Annotated in this window: 16 protein-coding genes and 1 riboswitch; of the genes, 6 read left to right on the forward strand and 10 right to left on the reverse strand. The window is 74.7% G+C overall.

Annotation, left to right across the window (positions count from 1 at the left end):
* Positions 1-155: 155 nt before the first annotated feature.
* Complete coding sequence (locus tag IEZ08_RS34225) at positions 156-773, forward strand: FMN reductase (protein ID WP_189243838.1); 618 nt, start codon at positions 156-158, stop codon at positions 771-773.
* Between the two features lie 80 nt (positions 774-853).
* Here the strand turns inward: IEZ08_RS34225 and IEZ08_RS34230 are convergent, their stop codons facing one another.
* From IEZ08_RS34230 to cobN, 3 genes are all read right to left on the reverse strand, one after another.
* A complete protein-coding gene (locus tag IEZ08_RS34230; RefSeq protein WP_189243839.1) occupies positions 854-1,708 on the reverse strand; it encodes a hypothetical protein in 855 nt (284 codons plus the stop codon).
* Positions 1,709-1,813: 105 nt separating this feature from the next.
* A complete protein-coding gene (locus IEZ08_RS34235; RefSeq protein ID WP_068923935.1) occupies positions 1,814-2,455 on the reverse strand; it encodes an alpha/beta fold hydrolase in 642 nt (213 codons plus the stop codon).
* Between the two features lie 259 nt (positions 2,456-2,714).
* Positions 2,715-6,416 (reverse strand): cobaltochelatase subunit CobN, encoded by a 3,702-nt coding sequence (gene cobN / locus IEZ08_RS34240; RefSeq protein ID WP_189243840.1) that lies wholly within the window; start codon positions 6,414-6,416, stop codon positions 2,715-2,717.
* A gap of 134 nt (positions 6,417-6,550) precedes the next feature.
* Positions 6,551-6,752: riboswitch (cobalamin riboswitch) on the reverse strand.
* A 99-nt stretch (positions 6,753-6,851) separates the two neighbouring features.
* Here cobN and IEZ08_RS34245 point away from each other — a divergent pair.
* From IEZ08_RS34245 to IEZ08_RS34255, 3 genes are read left to right on the forward strand one after another with little or no spacing between them, the layout of a single operon-like run.
* Positions 6,852-8,336: a ferredoxin-like domain-containing protein gene (locus tag IEZ08_RS34245; protein ID WP_189243841.1), complete on the forward strand. Its 1,485-nt coding sequence runs from the start codon at positions 6,852-6,854 to the stop codon at positions 8,334-8,336.
* Positions 8,333-8,959: a precorrin-8X methylmutase gene (locus tag IEZ08_RS34250; RefSeq protein WP_068923938.1), complete on the forward strand. Its 627-nt coding sequence runs from the start codon at positions 8,333-8,335 to the stop codon at positions 8,957-8,959. The genes IEZ08_RS34245 and IEZ08_RS34250 overlap by 4 nt, the downstream gene beginning before the upstream one ends.
* Complete coding sequence (locus IEZ08_RS34255) at positions 8,959-10,590, forward strand: precorrin-2 C(20)-methyltransferase (RefSeq protein WP_068923939.1); 1,632 nt, start codon at positions 8,959-8,961, stop codon at positions 10,588-10,590. Before IEZ08_RS34250 ends, IEZ08_RS34255 begins: the two co-directional genes overlap by 1 nt.
* Here the strand turns inward: IEZ08_RS34255 and IEZ08_RS34260 are convergent.
* Positions 10,578-11,348, reverse strand: coding sequence for a cobalt-precorrin-6A reductase (locus tag IEZ08_RS34260; RefSeq protein ID WP_203863623.1), 771 nt, complete (start codon positions 11,346-11,348; stop codon positions 10,578-10,580). The genes IEZ08_RS34255 and IEZ08_RS34260 overlap by 13 nt on opposite strands.
* Before the next feature lie 149 nt (positions 11,349-11,497).
* Between IEZ08_RS34260 and IEZ08_RS34265 the strand changes: the two genes are divergently transcribed.
* Positions 11,498-12,568, forward strand: a complete 1,071-nt coding sequence (locus IEZ08_RS34265) for a cobalt-precorrin-5B (C(1))-methyltransferase (protein ID WP_068923941.1) — start codon at positions 11,498-11,500, stop codon at positions 12,566-12,568.
* A gap of 124 nt (positions 12,569-12,692) precedes the next feature.
* Here the strand turns inward: IEZ08_RS34265 and IEZ08_RS34270 are convergent, their stop codons facing one another.
* Complete coding sequence (locus tag IEZ08_RS34270; RefSeq protein ID WP_068923942.1) at positions 12,693-13,400, reverse strand: MerR family transcriptional regulator; 708 nt, start codon at positions 13,398-13,400, stop codon at positions 12,693-12,695.
* 86 nt (positions 13,401-13,486) lie between these two features.
* Between IEZ08_RS34270 and IEZ08_RS34275 the strand changes: the two genes are divergently transcribed.
* The gene (locus IEZ08_RS34275) at positions 13,487-14,017 is read left to right on the forward strand and encodes a DUF6194 family protein (RefSeq protein ID WP_189243843.1); all 531 of its coding nucleotides are present in this window, start codon (positions 13,487-13,489) and stop codon (positions 14,015-14,017) included.
* A 29-nt stretch (positions 14,018-14,046) separates the two neighbouring features.
* Here the strand turns inward: IEZ08_RS34275 and IEZ08_RS34280 are convergent, their stop codons facing one another.
* From IEZ08_RS34280 to IEZ08_RS34300, 5 genes are all read right to left on the reverse strand, one after another.
* On the reverse strand, positions 14,047-14,358 hold the full coding sequence (locus IEZ08_RS34280; RefSeq protein WP_141704091.1) for a hypothetical protein: 312 nt from the start codon (positions 14,356-14,358) through the stop codon (positions 14,047-14,049).
* Between the two features lie 215 nt (positions 14,359-14,573).
* Positions 14,574-15,317 (reverse strand): precorrin-4 C(11)-methyltransferase, encoded by a 744-nt coding sequence (gene cobM, locus IEZ08_RS34285; RefSeq protein ID WP_068923945.1) that lies wholly within the window; start codon positions 15,315-15,317, stop codon positions 14,574-14,576.
* 73 nt (positions 15,318-15,390) lie between these two features.
* The gene (locus IEZ08_RS34290) at positions 15,391-16,626 is read right to left on the reverse strand and encodes a bifunctional cobalt-precorrin-7 (C(5))-methyltransferase/cobalt-precorrin-6B (C(15))-methyltransferase (RefSeq protein ID WP_068923946.1); all 1,236 of its coding nucleotides are present in this window, start codon (positions 16,624-16,626) and stop codon (positions 15,391-15,393) included.
* The gene (locus IEZ08_RS34295) at positions 16,619-17,017 is read right to left on the reverse strand and encodes a pyridoxamine 5'-phosphate oxidase family protein (RefSeq protein WP_275424752.1); all 399 of its coding nucleotides are present in this window, start codon (positions 17,015-17,017) and stop codon (positions 16,619-16,621) included. The genes IEZ08_RS34290 and IEZ08_RS34295 overlap by 8 nt, the downstream gene beginning before the upstream one ends.
* A 94-nt stretch (positions 17,018-17,111) precedes the next feature.
* Positions 17,112-17,510 (reverse strand): TIGR03618 family F420-dependent PPOX class oxidoreductase, encoded by a 399-nt coding sequence (locus IEZ08_RS34300; RefSeq protein WP_068928868.1) that lies wholly within the window; start codon positions 17,508-17,510, stop codon positions 17,112-17,114.
* Positions 17,511-17,670 lie beyond the last annotated feature (160 nt).

The following is a 17,670-nucleotide window of genomic DNA, read 5'->3' on the forward strand; positions in this document are numbered from 1 at the left end:
CTGCGCAAGGAGTTCGCCGCGCTCAGGCCCGCCCACGTTCCCGACGCGCCCACCCACGCCGCCCGGGTCGCCGCGGCGGGCGGCGCCGAGGACGCCACCGTGTACGCGGCGGCCGACGACGTGACCGGCCAGTCCCGCGAGGAGGTGCGGGCCCGATGAGCACGCGCACCCTGGTCGTCGTCAGCGCCGGCCTGTCGGTCCCCTCGTCCACCCGGCTGCTGGCCGACCGGCTCGCGCAGGCCGGCATCGAGGCACTGGCCACGCGGGGGATCGACGCCACCGCCGAGGTCGTCGAACTGCGAGCGCACGCCCGCGACCTGGCCGACAACCTCGTCACCGGTTTCCCGAACACCTCCCTGCGCGCGGCCATCGACACGGTGGTCGGCGCCGACGGGCTGATCGCCGTCACGCCGATCTTCTCCGCCTCCTACAGCGGCCTGTTCAAGACCTTCTTCGACGTGCTCGACAGGGAGTCCCTGACCGGAAAGCCCGTGCTGCTGGGCGCGACCGCCGGGACCGCGCGGCACTCGCTGGCCCTGGAGCACGGGATGCGCCCCCTGTTCGCCTACCTGCGGGCCGTCGTCGCCCCCACCGCCGTGTTCGCCGCGTCGGAGGACTGGGCCGGCGGCGATGCGACCGGCGCAGCGCTGAGCGAGCGCATCCGGCGCGCCGCCGGCGAGCTGGCCGACCTGGTCGCGCAGCGTCCGCGAGCCCTCACCGCCGACCCGTTCGACAACCCCACGCCCTTCGAGGCGCTCCTGGCCGGCCAGTGACGCGGGGCCCGCTCCCCCCCGCCTGCCGGGCGTCCACGCCTTTCCCCGGCAATCCCGCGAAGCGCCCTCCGCTAATGTGATCAGGGAGATCCCCTGCGGAGCTCCAGGGCCAGCGTCCGCAGCCAGGCCTCGGAGAAGGCCGGTTCGGCGGCCAGGCGGCGGGCCAGCGCGGTGCGCACCGGTCGGCTCCGGCCCCGCTCGACGTAGGCGACGGCCTCGGCCAGGGCGTCGACGGCCTTCTCAGTGTGCCGGGGCCGGGTGACGGTCTCATCGGCCCAGCGGTCCCGCCGAAAGGACGGGGTGATCTTCTCCTGGTTGTCGCCGAGGTAGCTCCACAGGTAACGGTGGACGGACACGTTGGTCACGGCACTGCGGGGCAGTTCCCTGGTCCAGTCGGCGTGTTCCCACCAGCGCCAGGTGTTGGGACTGGTCTTCGTTCGCGAGGTGATGCCCATGAAGCGTAGTTTGCGGCGAATGACATGCCACGTCTCGTGCTCGTCGGCGATCCACTCGCGCAGGAAGCCGTACAGGTGGGTGAAGGTGTGGCCCCCGTAGACCAGATCGGTGAAGACGATTGGTCGGGTCCGGCGAGCCAGGTCGTACGGACTGACGCCCAGCGCCTCCAGGTTGACTCGCAGTTGCCGGACCTCGTGAGGGCGGAGTGGCTCCTCGAACCGGTAGGAGAACGGCAGCAGGTTGATCCGGCCGGACCGCGAGGTGCCGGCCAGGGCGCCGGAGAGCAGGTCGAAGATGCTGTCGGCGGAGCGGCCGACGAAGTGGAGGTCGCCGTCCCCGCTGCGGGCCAGGACCTTGGCCGCGGCCTCGATCAGCGGTTCCAGCCACGGGAGGGCGGGCTGGGGCCGGCCGTCCAGGAGCGTGCCGAGCCGGTCGCGCCGGACCAGGTCCCACCGGAACGGCCGGTAGGAGGTCGTCACCGTTCCATGGTCACAGACCTGCCGATCCGAGGCACCCGAATTTTCACAGTGCCGGATCGGCCGCCCCCGCCGCCCCCGCATCGCCGTCCCCCGCCGGGGACGGCCTCACGGGCGGACGTAGCCGTCGAGGCGTGCGGCCAGCTCCTCCGGGCGCGAGAGCATGACCATGTGGCTGCCGCCGATCTCCTCGGGGGCGGCGCCCAGGCGTTCGCGTGCGATCCTGCGCATGAACTCCGGGCGGAAGAACCGGTCGTCGCCGCAGATCAGGACCTTGGTCGGCACATCGGGCCAGGTGGTCAGCGGCCAGGGCTCGACCAGTGAACGCTCGGCGTGGTCCTGGGTCCGGCGCATCGCCTCCTCGGCCAGGGCGGGCGGGAGGTCGTGGCAGAAGGCGGCGGCCGAATCGTCGCCGGGGCCTTCGAACCCGGTGGCGGCCCACCAGTCGCCCGGGGGCTCGCCCGGCGCGGGGATCATGGCCGCCAGCATCACCAGCAGGCGGGCTCCGAGCCGGTCGCACACCAGCGGTCCGACGAACCCGCCCCAGGAGTGGGCCACCACGACCACGTCGGTGCGCCCGCCGACGGCCTCGACAACCGCGTCGGCCAGCTCGGCCAGCCCCGCCTTCTCGTCCGCGAGCGGCAGGTCGACGGCGACGACCTCGTGGCCCCGCGCCCGCAGCTCGGGGTCGAGCAGGTGCCACTGCCAGGCGACTCCTCCGCCGCCGTGGATCAGAACGAACGTGGCCATGGGTGTGGATCCCTCCGGGTGTCTCCGTCTGTGCCACCGGAAGGATTCTCGCCGCCGCCACCGACATTTCCCGGCTCCGCTTCCGCCGTACGGTCGGCTCGGTGGCGGAGGGAGGTGGCTGTGCGACGTCAACCGTTCGGGAAGGTGGTCCTCCGGCCGGCCGTTCTCACGGTCGCGGTGTTCCTGCCGCCGGTGGAGACCATGGCGAGGTTCCCGGACTGATCCCCGGACCCGCGCCCGGTCTCCTCCGGTGCGCGGGCTATCCCCGGCCGTCTTCCAGGTCCCCCTCCGTCTTGAGGTAGACCTCCTGCAGAGCGGCCAGGACGTCCGGGTCCGGGTGCTCCCACATACCCCGGTCGGCGGCCTCCAGCAGGCGCTCGGCGATGCCGTGCAGCGCCCACGGGTTGGACTCGGCCATGAACGCCTGGTTCTCCGGGTCCAGGACGTAGGCCTCGGCGAGCTTGTCGTACATCCAGTCGGCGACGACGCCGGTGGTGGCGTCGTAGCCGAACAGGTAGTCGACGGTGGCGGCGAGTTCGAAGACCCCCTTGTAGCCGTGCCCGCGCATGGCGGCCAGCCAGCGCGGGTTCACCACCCGGGCGCGGAAGATCCGGGAGGTCTCCTCCGAGAGCGTCCGGGTACGGACGGCGTCCGGGCGGGTGCTGTCGCCGATGTAGGCGGCCGGGGCCCGGCCGGTGAGGGCGCGGACGGTGGCGACCATGCCGCCGTGGTACTGGAAGTAGTCGTCGGAGTCGGCGATGTCGTGCTCGCGGGTGTCGACGTTCTTGGCCGCCACGGCGATGCGCCGGTAGGCGCTCTCCATGTCCTCGCGCGCCGGGACGCCGTCGACGCCCCGGCCGTAGGCGAACCCGCCCCAGACGGCGTAGACCTCGGCGAGGTCGGCGTCGTCGCGCCAGTTGCGGCTGTCGATGAGCGGCAGAAGCCCCGCGCCGTAGGCCCCGGGACGGGACCCGAAGATCCGGAAGACGGCCCGGTCGCCCCGGGCGGCGTCGGCCAGCACGTGGGCCCGGACGTAGTTGTCCTCCTCGGCCTCGTCCAGGCCCGCGGCCAGCCGTACGGCGTCATCGAGCATCGCCACGACGTGCGGGAACGCGTCGCGGAAGAAGCCGCTGATGCGGACCGTGACGTCGATGCGGGGGCGGCCCAGCTCGGCGGCCGGGATCGCCTCCAGGCCGGTGACCCGCCGCGACGCCTCGTCCCAGACGGGCCTGACCCCGAGCAGCGCGAGCACCTCGGCCACGTCGTCGCCCGCGGTACGCATGGCGCTGGTCCCCCAGACCGACAGCCCGACGGAGCGCGGCCAGTCCCCCGTGTCGGCCCGGTAGCGCTCCAGGAGCGAGTCGGCCATGGCCTGCCCCGTCTCCCACGCCAGCCTGCTCGGCACGGCCTTGGGGTCGACGGAGTAGAAGTTCCGGCCGGTCGGCAGCACGTTGATCAGCCCGCGCAGCGGGGAGCCGCTCGGCCCGGCGGGCACGTACCCGCCGTCGAGGGCGTGCAGGATCGCGCCGATCTCGTCCGTGGTCCGCGCCAGCCTCGGCACGACCTCGGTCGCCGCGAACCGCAGGATCCGCTCCACCAGCCCCCGGTCCGCCCGCGTGCCCGCCCTCGGCTCCGCCTCGGAACCCGGCTGCGCCCCCGGCTGAGCGGCGGCTGCCTGGACCCGCATCTCCGCACCGGTGGGAGCGTCCTCCGGCTCCGAGGCGGAGCCGAGGACGGCGGCGGTCACCTCGGGGACGGCCGCGGGATCCCAGCCTCGGGCCTCCATGGCCTCGACGAGGGAGCGGGCCAGGGTCTCGGCCTCGTCGGTTCCGGTACGGCCCGCGCTGCCGTCCTCCACCAGGCCCAAGGCCTCCCGCAGGCCGGGCAGCGCCTCGGCGCCGGCCCACATCTGACGGGCCCGGAGCATGGCCAGCACCAGGTCGACGCGGGCCCGGCCCTCCGGGGCCGCGCCGAGGACGTGCAGGCCGTCGCGGATCTGGACGTCCTTGACCTCGCAGAGCCAGCCGTCCAGGTGCAGCAGGAAGTCGTCGAACTCCGCGTCGTGCGGGCGGTCCTCGACCCCCAGGTCGTGGTCGAGCCGGGCGGCCTGGATCAGGGTCCAGATCTGGGCGCGGACGGCGGGGAGCTTGGCGGGGTCCATGGCGGCGATGGAGGCGTGCTCGTCGAGGAGCTGCTCCAGGCGGGCCATGTCCCCGTAGGTGTCGGCCCGGGCCATCGGCGGGACCAGGTGGTCCACCAGCGTGGCGTGGGCGCGGCGCTTGGCCTGGGTGCCCTCGCCCGGGTCGTTCACCAGGAACGGGTAGATCAGCGGCAGGTCGCCGAGGGCCGCGTCGGGGCCGCAGGAGGCGGACATCCCGGCCGACTTGCCGGGCAGCCACTCCAGGTTGCCGTGCTTGCCGACGTGCACCACGGCGTGCGCGCCGAACCCGTCGGCCAGCCAGCGGTAGGCGGCCAGGTAGTGGTGGCTGGGCGGCAGGTCGGGGTCGTGGTAGATGGCGATCGGGTTCTCGCCGAAGCCGCGCGGCGGCTGGACCATCACCACGACGTTGCCGGCCCGGAGCGCGGCCAGCACGATCTCGCCCTCGGGGTCGCGCGAGCGGTCCACGAACAGCTCGCCGGGGGGCGCTCCCCAGTGCCGCTCGATCCCGTCCCGCAGATCCTGCGGGAGCGTGCCGTACCACGCGGCGTAGTCGCGCGCCGCGATGCGCACCGGGTTGGCGGCGAGCTGCTCCTCGGTGAGCCACTCCTGGTCCTGCCCGCCCGCGGCGATCAGCGCGTGGATGAGCGCGTCGCCGTCCTGCCCGGCCACGCCCGGCAGCTCGCCGTCCGCGCCGATGTCGTAGCCGTGCCCGCGCATCGCGGCCAGCAGCCGCACCAGGCTCGCGGGGGTGTCCAGGCCGACGGCGTTGCCGACCCGCGAGTGCTTGGTGGGGTAGGCCGAGAGCATCAGCACGATCCGCCGCTCCGCCGCCGGGACGTGCCGCAGCGTGGCGTGCCGCACCGCGATGCCGGCCACCCGCGCGGCCCGCTCGGGGTCGGCCGCGTAGACCGTCAGGCCGTCGGAGTCGATCTCCTTGAACGAGAACGGCACCGTGATGATCCGGCCGTCGAACTCGGGGATCGCGACCTGGGTGGCGGCGTCCAGCGGGGAGAGGCCGTCGTCGTTGGCCTCCCACGCGGCGCGGCTGCCGGTCAGGCAGAGTCCCTGCAGGATCGGCACGTCCAGCTCGGCCAGCGCCCCGACGTCCCACGCCTCGTCGTCGCCGCCGGCCGACGCGGTCGCCGGGCGGGTGCCGCCGGCCGCGAGCACCGTCACGACCAGGGCGTCCGCCTGCCGCAGGACGGCCAGCAGCTCCGGCTCCGCCGTACGGAGGGAGGCGCAGTAGACGGGCAGCGCCCGTCCGCCCGCGTCCTCGATCGCCGAGCACAGGGTCTCGACGAACGCGGTGTTCCCGGCCACGTGGTGGGCCCGGTAGTACAGGACCCCGACGACCGGCCCCTCCATACGGCGCGCCGTACGCTCCAGCACGCCCCACGACGGGGTGGGGGCGGGCGTGGCGAAGCCGTGACCGGTGAGCAGCACGGTGTCGGACAGGAACCGGTGGAGCTCGGTGAGGTTGACCGGGCCGCCGTGGGCGAGGTAGGCGTGCGCCTCGGCGCACACGCCGCCGGGCACGGTGGACAGCTCCATCAGCTCGGCGTCGGGCGCCTGCTCGCCGCCGAGCACGACCACCGGCCGGTCCCCGGCGAGCAGGAGGTCCAGCCCTTCCTCCCAGGCGCGGCGGCCGCCCAGCAGCCGGACCACGACCAGGTCCACGCCCTCCAGCAGCGGCGGCAGGTCCTCGGCGGCGAGGCGGGCGGGGTTGCCCAGGCGGTAGGCGGCGCCGCCGGCGCGGGCGCTGAGCAGGTCGGTGTCGGAGGTCGAGAGCAGGAGGATCACGCGTCACGCTCCGCCGGAGTCGCGCTACGGCCCGGCGCGGCGATCGCGGCACGGCCCGGCGCGGCGGTCGCGGAAGGGCGGGGGGACGGCGAAGAGCACACGGCGGTTTCCTCCCTCGGGGTCCTCGCCCCGGGTCGTGGTCGGACACGACGGCCGGAGTCTCCTGGCTCCCGGATCAGTGCTCCCCCCGGCCTTCCCATCCGTCGCCGGACAGTGGCCGTGGTGGGGTTCGCTCCCCGGTCACAGTGGCGGGACCGCGCCGGATTCGCACCGGCTTCCTCCCTCTGCCATCGATGACCATGAGACTACGGCAGACCGGTCCTCACGGGAAATCGGTGACAAAGGGTGTGCTGTGCGCCTTCTTGTCTCCCGCGGCCGCCCGACCGGCGTCCCGCTCCGGTGAGGATTCACAGCACACCCCTTAGCATCCTCTGCGTGGTCAATCTCGACTTATCCGGACGAACCAGGCTCGACGCGTGCCCGGGGGCCCTCCAGGTCCACGCCGCCGCCGACGGGGGGCTGGCGCGCGTCCGCGTGCCCGGGGGCAGGCTCACAGCCGCCCAGCTGCGCGAACTCGCCCTCGCGGCGGCCGGGTACGGCACCGGCGTCATCGAGCTGACCTCCCGCGCCAACGTCCAGGTGCGCGGTCTCCGGAGCCGGGTGGGTGTGGAGAACGAGGGCCGCGCGGCCGCCGGGGCGGACGCGGGGCAGGAGTCCGGAGCGGGGACCGCAGGCGAGGCCGTACCCGGTTTCGCAGATCGGATGGCGCGGGCGGGGCTGCTGCCCTCCTCCACCCACGAGCGGGTCCGCAACATCCTGGCTTCCCCGCTGACCGGCTGCGACGACGCGGGCGCGATGGACGTCGGACCCCTGGTCGCCGAACTCGACCGGCGGCTGTGCTCCCGTCCGGCCCTGGCCGGGCTTCCCGGACGGTTCCTGTTCGCCCTCGACGACGGCCGGGGCGACGTCGCCGGACTCGGCGCCGACGCCGGAACGTCGCCGGTCGACGCGGATGAGACGGGCGCGGCGCACGGGGCGGACGGGACGGGCAGGACGGACTCGCTGGGCGGGGCGGACTCGCTGGACGAGGTCGCGTTGATCATCGCGGGCGCCGACAGCGGCCTGCGCGTGCCCCGGGACGGCGCGGTGCCCGCGCTGCTCGCCGTGGCCGAGGCGTTCCTGGCGGAGCTGTCCGCCCGCGCGGTCACCGCTTGGCGGATCGGGGAGCTGCCCGGCGGCCCCGCCGCGGTGACGACCCGGGTCCGCGCTGCTCTCGGTCTCCGTTCCGGGGAGCCGGTACGGCTCCGGCACGCCGTCCGGGGGCCCGTGGGGATCATCCCGGGACGGGACGGCCGCGTCGCCCTGGGGGTGACGGTGCCGCTGGGACGGCTGACCTCCGCCCAGGCCGGACTGCTCGCGGACGCCGCCGCTTCGGGGGAGGTACGGCTCACGCCGTGGCGAGGAGTGGTGCTTCCCGGCCTCACCCGTCCCGAGTCCGAGGCGGCGATCGCCGCGCTCTCGGGCGCGGGGCTGGTGACCGCCCCCGGATCCGCGTGGGACGGGGTGAGCGCCTGCACCGGCCGTCCCGGATGCGCCAAGTCCCTGACCGACGTCCAGTCCGATGCGGCCACTGCCATCGCGACCACCGTCGCCTCCGGCTCCGGCCCCGAGAGGTCGTCCCCGCCCGGAGGCGGGGAGCGGCCCGTGGGTGAGGGCCGGGGCTCGCCCGGGGCGGAGGGCGGTACGCTCCCGGTGCACTGGGCGGGCTGTGAGCGGCGCTGCGGCCGTCCCAGGGGGCGGGTCGTGGAGGTGGTCGCGACCGACGACGGCTACCGCGTGGATCTGGACGACCGGAGCCTGACCTTTACCGACATCGGACAGACCGCGGCCGCGGTGGCGGCCGCCAGAGGGGAAAAGTGATCGACTACGTCCGCGACGGCGCGGAGATCTACCGCCGTTCCTTCGCCACCATCCGCGCCGAGGCCGACCTGGGCGGGCTGCCCGAGGACGTCGCCCGGGTGGCGGTCCGTATGATCCACGCCTGCGGGATGGTGGATCTGGTCGCCGACCTCGGCTGGTCGCCCGGTGTCGTGGCGTCGGCGCGGGCCGCGCTGGACGCCGGGGCCCCGGTGCTGTGCGACGCCATGATGGTCGCCTCCGGGGTGACCCGCCGCCGTCTCCCCGCCGCCAACGACGTCGTCTGCACCCTCGGCGACCCGCGCGTGCCGGAGCTCGCCGAGAGGCTGGGCACCACGCGCAGCGCCGCCGCCCTGGAGCTGTGGCGGGACCGGCTGGAGGGCTCGGTGGTGGCGATCGGCAACGCGCCGACCGCGCTGTTCCGGCTGCTGGAGATGGTCGGGGAGGGCGCCGGGCGGCCGGCCGCCGTCCTGGGCGTCCCGGTCGGTTTCATCGGCGCCGCCGAGTCCAAGCAGGCCCTGGCCGAGCACCCGGCGGGCCTGGAGTACCTGGTCGTGCACGGCCGTCGCGGCGGCAGCGCGATGACCGCCGCCGCCGTCAACGCGATCGCCAGCGAGGAAGAGTGATGACTGATACGAACCCGGCGGGGCGGCTCTGGGGTGTGGGGCTCGGCCCCGGCGATCCCGAACTGGTGACCGTCAAGGCCGCCCGGCTCCTCGGCGAGGCCGACGTGATCGCCTATCACAGCGCCCGGCACGGCCGGAGCATCGCCCGCTCGGTCGCCGCGCCGTACCTGCGGGAGGGGCAGATCGAGGAGGCCCTCATCTACCCGCTCACCACGGAGACCACCGACCATCCCGGCGGCTACCAGGGGGCGATCGACGACTTCTACGCCGAGTGCGCGCTGCGGCTGGCCGCCCACCTGGACGCCGGGCGCGACGTGGTGGTGCTGTGCGAGGGCGACCCGCTCTTCTACGGCTCCTACATGCACATGCACAAGCGCCTGGCGCACCGCTACGTCACCGAGGTCGTCCCCGGCGTGACCTCGGTGAGCGGGGCCTCGGCCGTCCTCGGGCGGCCGCTGGTCGAGCGGGACGAGACGCTGACGATCCTGCCCGGCACGCTGCCCGCCGAGGTCCTCGCCGAGCGGCTGGCCGCCACGGACTCGGCGGCGGTGCTCAAGCTCGGCCGGACGTTCACCAAGGTCCGCGACGCGCTGGAGAAGGCGGGCCGCCTCGGCGAGGCCTGGTACGTGGAGCGCGCCACCACCGGCGGCCAGCGCCTGGCCCCGCTGGCCGAGGTCGATCCGGACAGCGTGCCGTACTTCTCGCTGGCCCTGATCACCAGCCCGGTCAACGCGGACCTGCCCGCGCCGGCGGGCCTGAAGGGGCCGGGTACGGACCCCGCCGCGGCGGCCGGGACGGACGGTCAGGACCGGACCGGCGCGAGGAACCGGGCGGAGACGGCGGACCGGACGGGGACGGCGGGTACGACCGGCCGGGCGGACCGGACCGGTGAGGTCGTGGTGGTCGGGCTGGGCCCGGCGGGGCGGCCGTGGCTGACGCCGGAGGCGCAGGAGGCGCTGGCCGCCGCCGACGAGCTCGTCGGGTACGGCCCCTACCTGGACCGGGTCCCGCCCAACCCGCGCCAGCGCCGGCACGCCACCGACAACCGGGTCGAGGCCGAGCGGGCCGCGCACGCGCTGGAGCTGGCCCTGGCCGGGTCCCGGGTGGCGGTCGTCTCCTCGGGCGACCCGGGGGTGTTCGCGATGGCGAGCGCCGTACTGGAGGTGGCCTGCGAGCCCCGCTTCTCCGGTGTCCCGGTGCGGGTGCTGCCGGGCCTGACCGCGGCGCACGCGGTGGCGAGCCGGGCGGGGGCGCCGCTCGGCCACGACTACTGCGTGTTGTCGCTGTCGGACCTGCTCAAGCCGTGGGACGTGGTGGCCGAGCGGATCCGCGCGGCGGCCAGGGCGGACCTGGTTCTGGCGATCTACAACCCGGCCTCGAAGAGCCGGACCTGGCAGGTGGCCGCCGCCCGCGACCTGCTGCTGGAGCACCGTGACCCGCGGACCCCGGTGGTCATCGGCCGCAACGTCGGCGGGGCGGAGGAGAGCATGACGGTGACCACTCTCGCCGAGCTGGATCCGGCGGCGGTGGACATGCGCTGCCTGCTGCTGGTGGGGTCCTCGACCACGCGGGTGGCCGAGCGGGGCGACGGCCGCCGGGTGGTCTTCACCCCCCGCCGCTACCCGGCATGACCCCTCCGGCGCTGTCCGGCGTGAGCGACGGACTCCAGCCAGGCGACCGCCTCCTCGACGGTCTCCACCGCGGGCACGCCGCCGGGCGCGGGCGGGCGCCGTACGACCACGACCGGCAGGCCGAGCTCGCGGGCCGCGTGGAGTTTGGCCGTGGTCATCCGCCCGCCGCTGTCCTTGGTTACCAGCACGTCGATCCGGTGCTCCCGCATCAGGGCCAGCTCGCCCTCGACGGTGAACGGGCCTCGGCTGAGCAGGATCTCCGCCCGGCGCGGCAGCGGCGGCTCGGGCGGGTCCACCGAGCGGGCCAGGAACCACAGCCCGTCCAGGCCCGCGAAGACCGGCAGGCTGCGGCGGCCGGTGGTGAGGAACACCCGCTCCCCCAGCGCGGGCAGCAGCTCGGCCGCGGCCTCCAGCGACGGGACCGGGCGCCAGTCGTCGCCGGGGCCCGGCCGCCAGCCGGGCCTGCGCAGGATCAGCAGCGGGAGCCCGGTCGCGCGGGCCGCCTCGGCCGCCGAGGCGGTCATCCGGGCGGCGAACGGGTGCGTCGCGTCCACGACGACGTCGATGCGGCGTCCCGCCAGCCAGGCGGCGAGCCCGGCCGGGCCGCCGAAGCCGCCCTCGCGCACCTCGCCCACCGGCAGCTTCGGGTCGCGCACCCGCCCGGCCAGCGAGGACACCACGTGCGTCCCGGCCCGCCCGGCGAGCGCGGCGGCCAGCCTCCTCGCCTCGTCGGTGCCGCCCAGCACCAGGACGTTCAGCACTCCCCCACCTCTCCCACGCCTTTCACGTCACGGGACATCTCGCTCCTCCCCTCCCCGGCCCCCCGGGGTCTCGCTCCGGGGGACGCCGGGGTCCGTCCCGTCCTGTCCCGCGGCACCGGGACACCGTACCGGCCGGCGGGCGAGCGGTGAGCGCGCCCCTGCGCCACGGCTGGACCACGGGCGCGTGCGCGACGGCGGCGACCACCGCCGCCTACACCGCCCTGCTGACCGGCGACTTCCCCGACCCGGTGGAGATCGTCCTGCCGAAGGGGCAGCGCCCGGCGTTCGCGCTGGCGCGGGAGGGCCTCGCGGACGGTACGGCGACGGCCTCGGTGGTCAAGGACGCGGGCGACGATCCCGACGTGACGCACGGCGCGCTGATCTCCTCGACCGTACGGCACGGCGTCCCGGGCAGCGGCGTGGTGTTCGCCGCGGGACCCGGCGTCGGCACGGTCACCAAGCCGGGCCTCCCGCTGGAGGTGGGCGAGCCGGCGATCAACCCGGTGCCCCGGCGGATGATGCGCGAGCACGTCGCCGAGGTGGCCGCCCGGCACGGCGGGACCGGCGACGTGGTCGTGGAGATCTCCGTGGAGCACGGCGAGGAGCTGGCCGGCAGGACGTGGAACCCGAGGCTGGGCATCCTGGGCGGCCTGTCCATCCTCGGCACGACCGGCATCGTCGTGCCGTACTCGTGTTCGGCCTGGATCGACAGCATCCGGCGGGGGATCGACGTGGCCCGCGCGGCGGGGTACGCGCACGTCGCGGGCTGCACCGGGAGCACCTCCGAGCGGGTCGCCGCCGAGCTGTACGGCCTGCCGGAGGACGCCCTGCTCGACATGGGCGACTTCGCCGGGGCCGTGCTGAAGTACCTGCGCAGGCATCCCGTTCCCCGGCTGACGATCGCCGGCGGCATCGGCAAGCTCTCCAAGCTCGCCGACGGGCATCTCGACCTGCACTCGGGCCGTTCCCAGGTCAACCCGGACCTGCTGGCCGGGCTCGCCCGCGCGGCGGGCGGGGACGACGCCCTGGCCGGGCGGGTCCGCGCCGCGAACACGGCCCTGCACGCGCTGCGCCTGTGCCAGGAGGCGGATCTCCCCCTGGGGGACCTGGTCGCCGAGCGGGCCCGCCGTACCGCCGAGGCCGTGCTCCGCGAGGCGCCGGTCGCCGTCGACGTCGTGGTCGTCGACCGCGCGGGCGTGATCGTCGGCCGTGCCTGAGCGCACGGGATCCTGAGCGCGCGGGATCCTGAGCGCGCGGGATCCTGAGCGCGCGGGACGGTTCCATTGAGCCGGGCGGACCCGTGCGTCCCCTGTGGAAGGACCGGGCCGGGGAAACGGCTGTTCAGCCGCGGGGCACCGGGGCGGCGAGCGAGAGCACGGCGCTGAGTGCGGCGGCGCCGTCGAGGAGGGCTCTGGAACGGGCCGCGATGCCGGCCTCTCTGGCGGCCAGCGCGGAGGCGGCCTCCTCCAGCCGGCGGGCGCGCCGCAGCTCCGGCATGAGCGCCCGGAGGGGTTCGATGCGGTAGCCCGCCTTGCGCAGCTGGTGGACGATCCGTGCGTCCCGTACCTGGGCCGGCGTGTACCGCCGCGCTCCCCGCCCGGAGTCGCGGTCGGGGACGACCAGCCCTTCCGCGTCCCAGTGCCGCAACGTCGAGGGCCGCACGCCGAGGGCGGCGGCGAGCTCGGAGACGCTCATCGAGTCCGAGGGGCGTACGTCGTCGATCGGTTCACCGGAGATCGCCTGGGCGGCCTCCCTGGCCTGCCTCAGTTCCGCGCGTTCCGTGTGGAGCCGGGCGTGCGCCGCGTCGAGAAGGGCCAGCATCCGCGAGGCGGGGGGCCGGTGGGCGGCCCGGACGATCGTCTTGGCCTCGACCGGGCCGATGCCCGCCGCGAGGGCCCGGTAGGCCAGCGCGGACTGCAGATGGATCTCTCCGTAGACCCGGTAGCCCGAGGCGGTGCGCGTCGCCGGCGGCAGCACACCGTCGCGCTCCAGATTGCGCACCTGCTGCACGGAGTATCCGGCACGCCGCGCGACGTCGACCGTTCGCATATCCCTCGATTTGAGACCTGACGCCCTGGAGTCCCTGAAGATCAGCCACGAAGCCTCCACGAGGACTTTAATGCGACGCTGGAGCCATGACCATGGACGAGATCATCGGCTTCGTGGACGGCCTCGACGGCGTCCTGACCCTCAGGCCGGGGCCCGGCGACGGTTCGCCGGAGATCGCCTGGGGAGACACGTTCTTCTACTACTCCCCCGACGGCGTCGTCCCGACGACGACCCAGCCCTTCGCGACGGTCGTGACCAAGGACTACCCCGGCGACGAGACGTCGCGCCTGGACCGGCCGGGCGCCTTCCGCGTGAACGTCAACGCCGGGAAGGAGGCGTTCGTCCGGTGGACCGGTCACGCGCCGCGCGAACCGGCCACCGCCGGGACCGACCCCACCCCCGGCTCCGGCTCCGACCCCACCTCCGGCTCCGGCTCCGGCTCCGGCTCCGGCTCCGACGACACCGTGATCGCGCACCCCGTCTACGGCACCGTCGGCTGGCTGGCGGTGGTGAACCCGGGCCCGCGCACCGGAGAGGCGACACGTGAGCTGCTGCGCACGGCCCACGGCCTCGCCCGCGCGCGCTACGAGCGGCGCGCCGAGATCACAGGGCGCTGAGGCCGCGGGGCGCGGAAGGCGTGTGCGCGTCAGGAGAGCGGGCGTACGTCCATGCCGTAGCTCAGGCGGTCGATCCACCACGGTCCGCAGCTCGCCACGCTCCACTGGCCGCTGTTGGCCGCCACCCAGCCGCCGTCCCTGCGGCCGTTGACGCACTGGACCCACGCACGGAACTCGTAGGCGGGGCCGCTGGTCGCGCATCGGGCGGAGAAGGAGTTCTGGCCCAGGGCGTAGTCGCAGTCACCGGCCCCTGCCGACGCCGGGCTCAGCACACCCGACCCGACGGTGACGGCTCCCGCCGCGAGCACGGTCGCGGCGAGCAAGCGCAGGGTTCTTCTCATATCTCTCCTCGTACTGGTGACGGATGGCCGTTTCACGTTCCGTACGCCCCGGTTCGCGCCTCGAACGCGGGGAGGTTCAACAGAGATAATTCTTAGGAAACTTTCCTAAACGGAAGATACGCGCCCCCGGGAGCGCGTCAACCCCGCGCGAGCTGTGCACCGGTCTGGGCATCCCCCAGGCGGAGCCGCAGAGGACCGCGTGACCGGAGGCGTCCTCACGCTCGGCAGCGGGCGGCGGAGTAGAGGTGGCTGTCGGGGAACTCCGCGGCGGTCAGGACGCGGCCGACGACGATCACCGCGGTACGGACGATCCCGGCGGCGCGGACCTGGTCCGCGATGTCGGCGAGGGTGCCGCGCAGGACGACCTCGTCGTCGCGGCTGGCCCTGGCCACCACGGCCACCGGGCAGTCGGCGCCGTAGTTGGGCACCAGCTCCCGGGCGACCTCCTCGATGCGCTGCACGGCCAGGTGGAGCACCATCGTGGCCCGGCTCCTGCCGAGAGTGTCCAGGTCCTCGCCCTCGGGCATGGGGGTGGCCCGTACGGAGGTCCGGGTCAGCACGACGGTCTGGCCCACCCCGGGCACGGTCAGCTCGCGTTTGAGCGAGGCCGCCGCGGCGGCGAACGCGGGCACGCCCGGGATCACCTCGTACGGCACCGCGGCCGCGTCGAGCCGCCGCATCTGCTCCGCCACCGCGCTGAACACCGACGGGTCGCCGGAGTGCAGCCGGGCCACGTCGTGCCCGGCCGCGTGGGCGTCGAGCATCTCCGCCACGATCTCGTCCAGCGCCATCCGCGCGGTGTCCACCAGACGTGCGCCGGGCGGGCAGTCCTTCAGCAGCTCGGCGGGGACCAGCGACCCCGCGTACAGGCACACGGGCGAGGTCCGCAACGCCCGCAGGCCCCGCACGGTGATCAGGTCCGCGGCGCCCGGCCCCGCCCCGATGAACCGGACCGTCATCGCCCGTCCTCCCCCGGCGTGCCCCGCCGGATCTCTTCCATCGCCGTCACCGGGAAAATCCGTGCCCGCACGGTCACCGGCCCTCCTCCGGTTTGACCACCGACCAGATCGTCACGGGCATCAGCGGCCTCCAGCCGGTGAAGCCGCCCACCGGGGACGCCCGGCTGACCGCCAACCGGACCAGGTCGCCGCCGAGCCGGCCGTACCAGGAGGCCAGGACCGCCTCGGATTCGACGGTCACCGCGTTGGCCACCAGGCGCCCGCCCGGCCGCAGCGCCTCCCAGCATGCCTCCACCACTCCGGGCGCGGTCACCCCGCCGCCGACGAAGACGGCGTCGGGCCGCGGGAGACCGGCGAGCGCGGCCGGGGCGGGACCGTTGACCACGCTCAGTTCGGGGACCCCGAGCCCGGCGGCGTTGCGGGCGGCCCGGGCGGCGCGGTCGGGGTCGCGTTCCACGGCGACGGCCCGGTTGGCCCGGTGGCCGCGCATCCACTCGACGGCGACGCTCCCCGCCCCGGCTCCGACGTCCCACAGCAGTTCACCGGGGACGGGCGCGAGCCGGGCCAGGGTCACCGCGCGCACCTCGGCCTTGGTGAGCTGCCCGTCGTGCTCGAACGCCGCGTCCGGCAGGCCGGGGACGCACGGCAACGGCACCGTCCCGGGGTCGGCCCGGCACTCCACGGCCACGATGTTCAGGTCCTGGGTCGCCGGCAGGTCCCAGCCGCCCGCCACCCCGGTGATCACGCGCTCCTCGGGGCCGCCGAGCCGTTCCAGGACGGTGATCGGGCTGCCGCCGTACCCGCGGGCGGCGAGCAGGACGGCGACCCGGGCGGCGGAGGTGCCGTCGGCGCCGAGGACCAGCACCCGGCGGCCCTCGTGGATCACGGAGTTCAGCGCCTCGACCGGCCGCGTCACGAGGCTGACGACCTCGACCTGGTCGACGGCCCAGCCGAGCCGGGCGCAGGCCAGCGAGACCGACGACGGGTGCGGCAGCACCCGGACCCGGCCCGGGCCCAGCAGGCGGACCAGCGTCGTGCCGATTCCGTGGAACATGGGGTCGCCGCTGGCCAGCACGCAGATCCGGCGGCCCCGGTGGGCCTCCAGCAGGCCGGGCAGCTCCGGCAGGAGCGGCGAGGGCCACACCACCCGCTCGGCGGTGGGCTCGGGGACCAGGGCGAGCTGCCGGGCGCTGCCCATGAGGACCTCGGCGGCGTGCAGTTCCCGGCGAGCGGTCTGCGACAGACCGGACCAGCCGTCGGCGCCGATGCCGACGACGGCGACCGCGTCGGCGGGCCTCAGGTCAGACATTGCCCATCACCCGGGTGACCTGGATCTCGATCACGACGCGGGACGGGTTCTCCCGGGGCGGCTTGTAGCGCTCGGCGTAGCGGCGCTCGGCGTCGGCGACCGAGGCGCGGTCCGAGCGGATCACCGCGCGTCCCTCCAGCGTCGACCAGCGCCGCCCGTCCACCTGACAGACCGCGACCACCGCGCCCTCCGGATCCGCCTCGTTCGCCGCCAGGACGTTGCGGACCTTGCGGGACCCGCCCGAGGAGATCACCCGGGCCGTGGCGGTGGCCGCGTCCAGGGTCACCCCCACCGGGACGACGTGCGGGGTGCCGTCGCTCCGGATGGTGGTGAGCGTGCACAGGTGGCGCTCCCGCCAGAAGGCGTGGAACCCGTCCCCGAGATCCTTCAAGATCTGGCGATCCTTCAACACCCAGCCCCTCCGTCGTCACGGTCCAGGGCGACATGCTAGTCCCCGCGGTGATCTCCCTTCCCCCGCCGGGTCCTCAGCCGCCCGGACTGAAGATCACCTTGTCCGGGGTCACCCGGACCGTGATGCGCTGCTCGCCGGGCTGGCGGTAGGGGTAGGTGTCCACGCCGAGATACTTGTTCGCCAGCCCGTCGATGACCCGGTCGGCGCCCTCCAGTTCGAGCCGTGCGACGCCGGAGACGCTCACCAGGTGGAAGGCGTCCTCCGGGTCCAGGACGCTCACCGAGACCTGCGGATTGGCGCGCAGGTGCTTCTCCTTGGCCCGGCCGACGGCCGTGTTGAAGACGACGTCGTCTCCGTCCACGTCCACCCAGACCACGGTGCTGTGCAGGGAGCCGTCCGGGCGCACGGTGGTCGCCCAGCCGTGCACCGGCCGCCGGAGCAGCTGTTTGGCATCGTCGGTCAGTTTTTCCATGGGAACCTCCCCGATCAGCGATATGTCCGCCGAACGATCGAACATCGCGGAGCGGCGTTCTCCCGGATCCGCCACACGTTCCCGCCGTCCGCATTCCCATTTCCCGGCCCGTCGTTTACGAGCCCGGCCGGGGCCCCGCACACCCCCCCACGTCCCTCGC

The sequence above is a fragment of the Planobispora rosea genome (genome assembly GCF_014648175.1).
In the GTDB taxonomy this organism is placed as follows: domain Bacteria; phylum Actinomycetota; class Actinomycetes; order Streptosporangiales; family Streptosporangiaceae; genus Planobispora; species Planobispora rosea.

Excerpts from the sequence above, each read along its gene's own strand:
- IEZ08_RS34225 (WP_189243838.1), top strand. The coding sequence starts at position 156 with ATGAGCACGCGCACCCTGGTCGTCGTCAGCGCCGGCCTGTCGGTCCCC.
- IEZ08_RS34235 (WP_068923935.1), bottom strand. The coding sequence starts at position 2,455 with ATGGCCACGTTCGTTCTGATCCACGGCGGCGGAGGAGTCGCCTGGCAG.
- IEZ08_RS34255 (WP_068923939.1), top strand. The coding sequence starts at position 8,959 with ATGACTGATACGAACCCGGCGGGGCGGCTCTGGGGTGTGGGGCTCGGC.
- IEZ08_RS34270 (WP_068923942.1), bottom strand. The coding sequence starts at position 13,400 with ATGCGAACGGTCGACGTCGCGCGGCGTGCCGGATACTCCGTGCAGCAG.
- IEZ08_RS34275 (WP_189243843.1), top strand. The coding sequence starts at position 13,487 with ATGACCATGGACGAGATCATCGGCTTCGTGGACGGCCTCGACGGCGTC.
- IEZ08_RS34280 (WP_141704091.1), bottom strand. The coding sequence starts at position 14,358 with ATGAGAAGAACCCTGCGCTTGCTCGCCGCGACCGTGCTCGCGGCGGGA.
- cobM (WP_068923945.1), bottom strand. The coding sequence starts at position 15,317 with ATGACGGTCCGGTTCATCGGGGCGGGGCCGGGCGCCGCGGACCTGATC.
- IEZ08_RS34290 (WP_068923946.1), bottom strand. The coding sequence starts at position 16,626 with ATGTCTGACCTGAGGCCCGCCGACGCGGTCGCCGTCGTCGGCATCGGC.
- IEZ08_RS34300 (WP_068928868.1), bottom strand. The coding sequence starts at position 17,510 with ATGGAAAAACTGACCGACGATGCCAAACAGCTGCTCCGGCGGCCGGTG.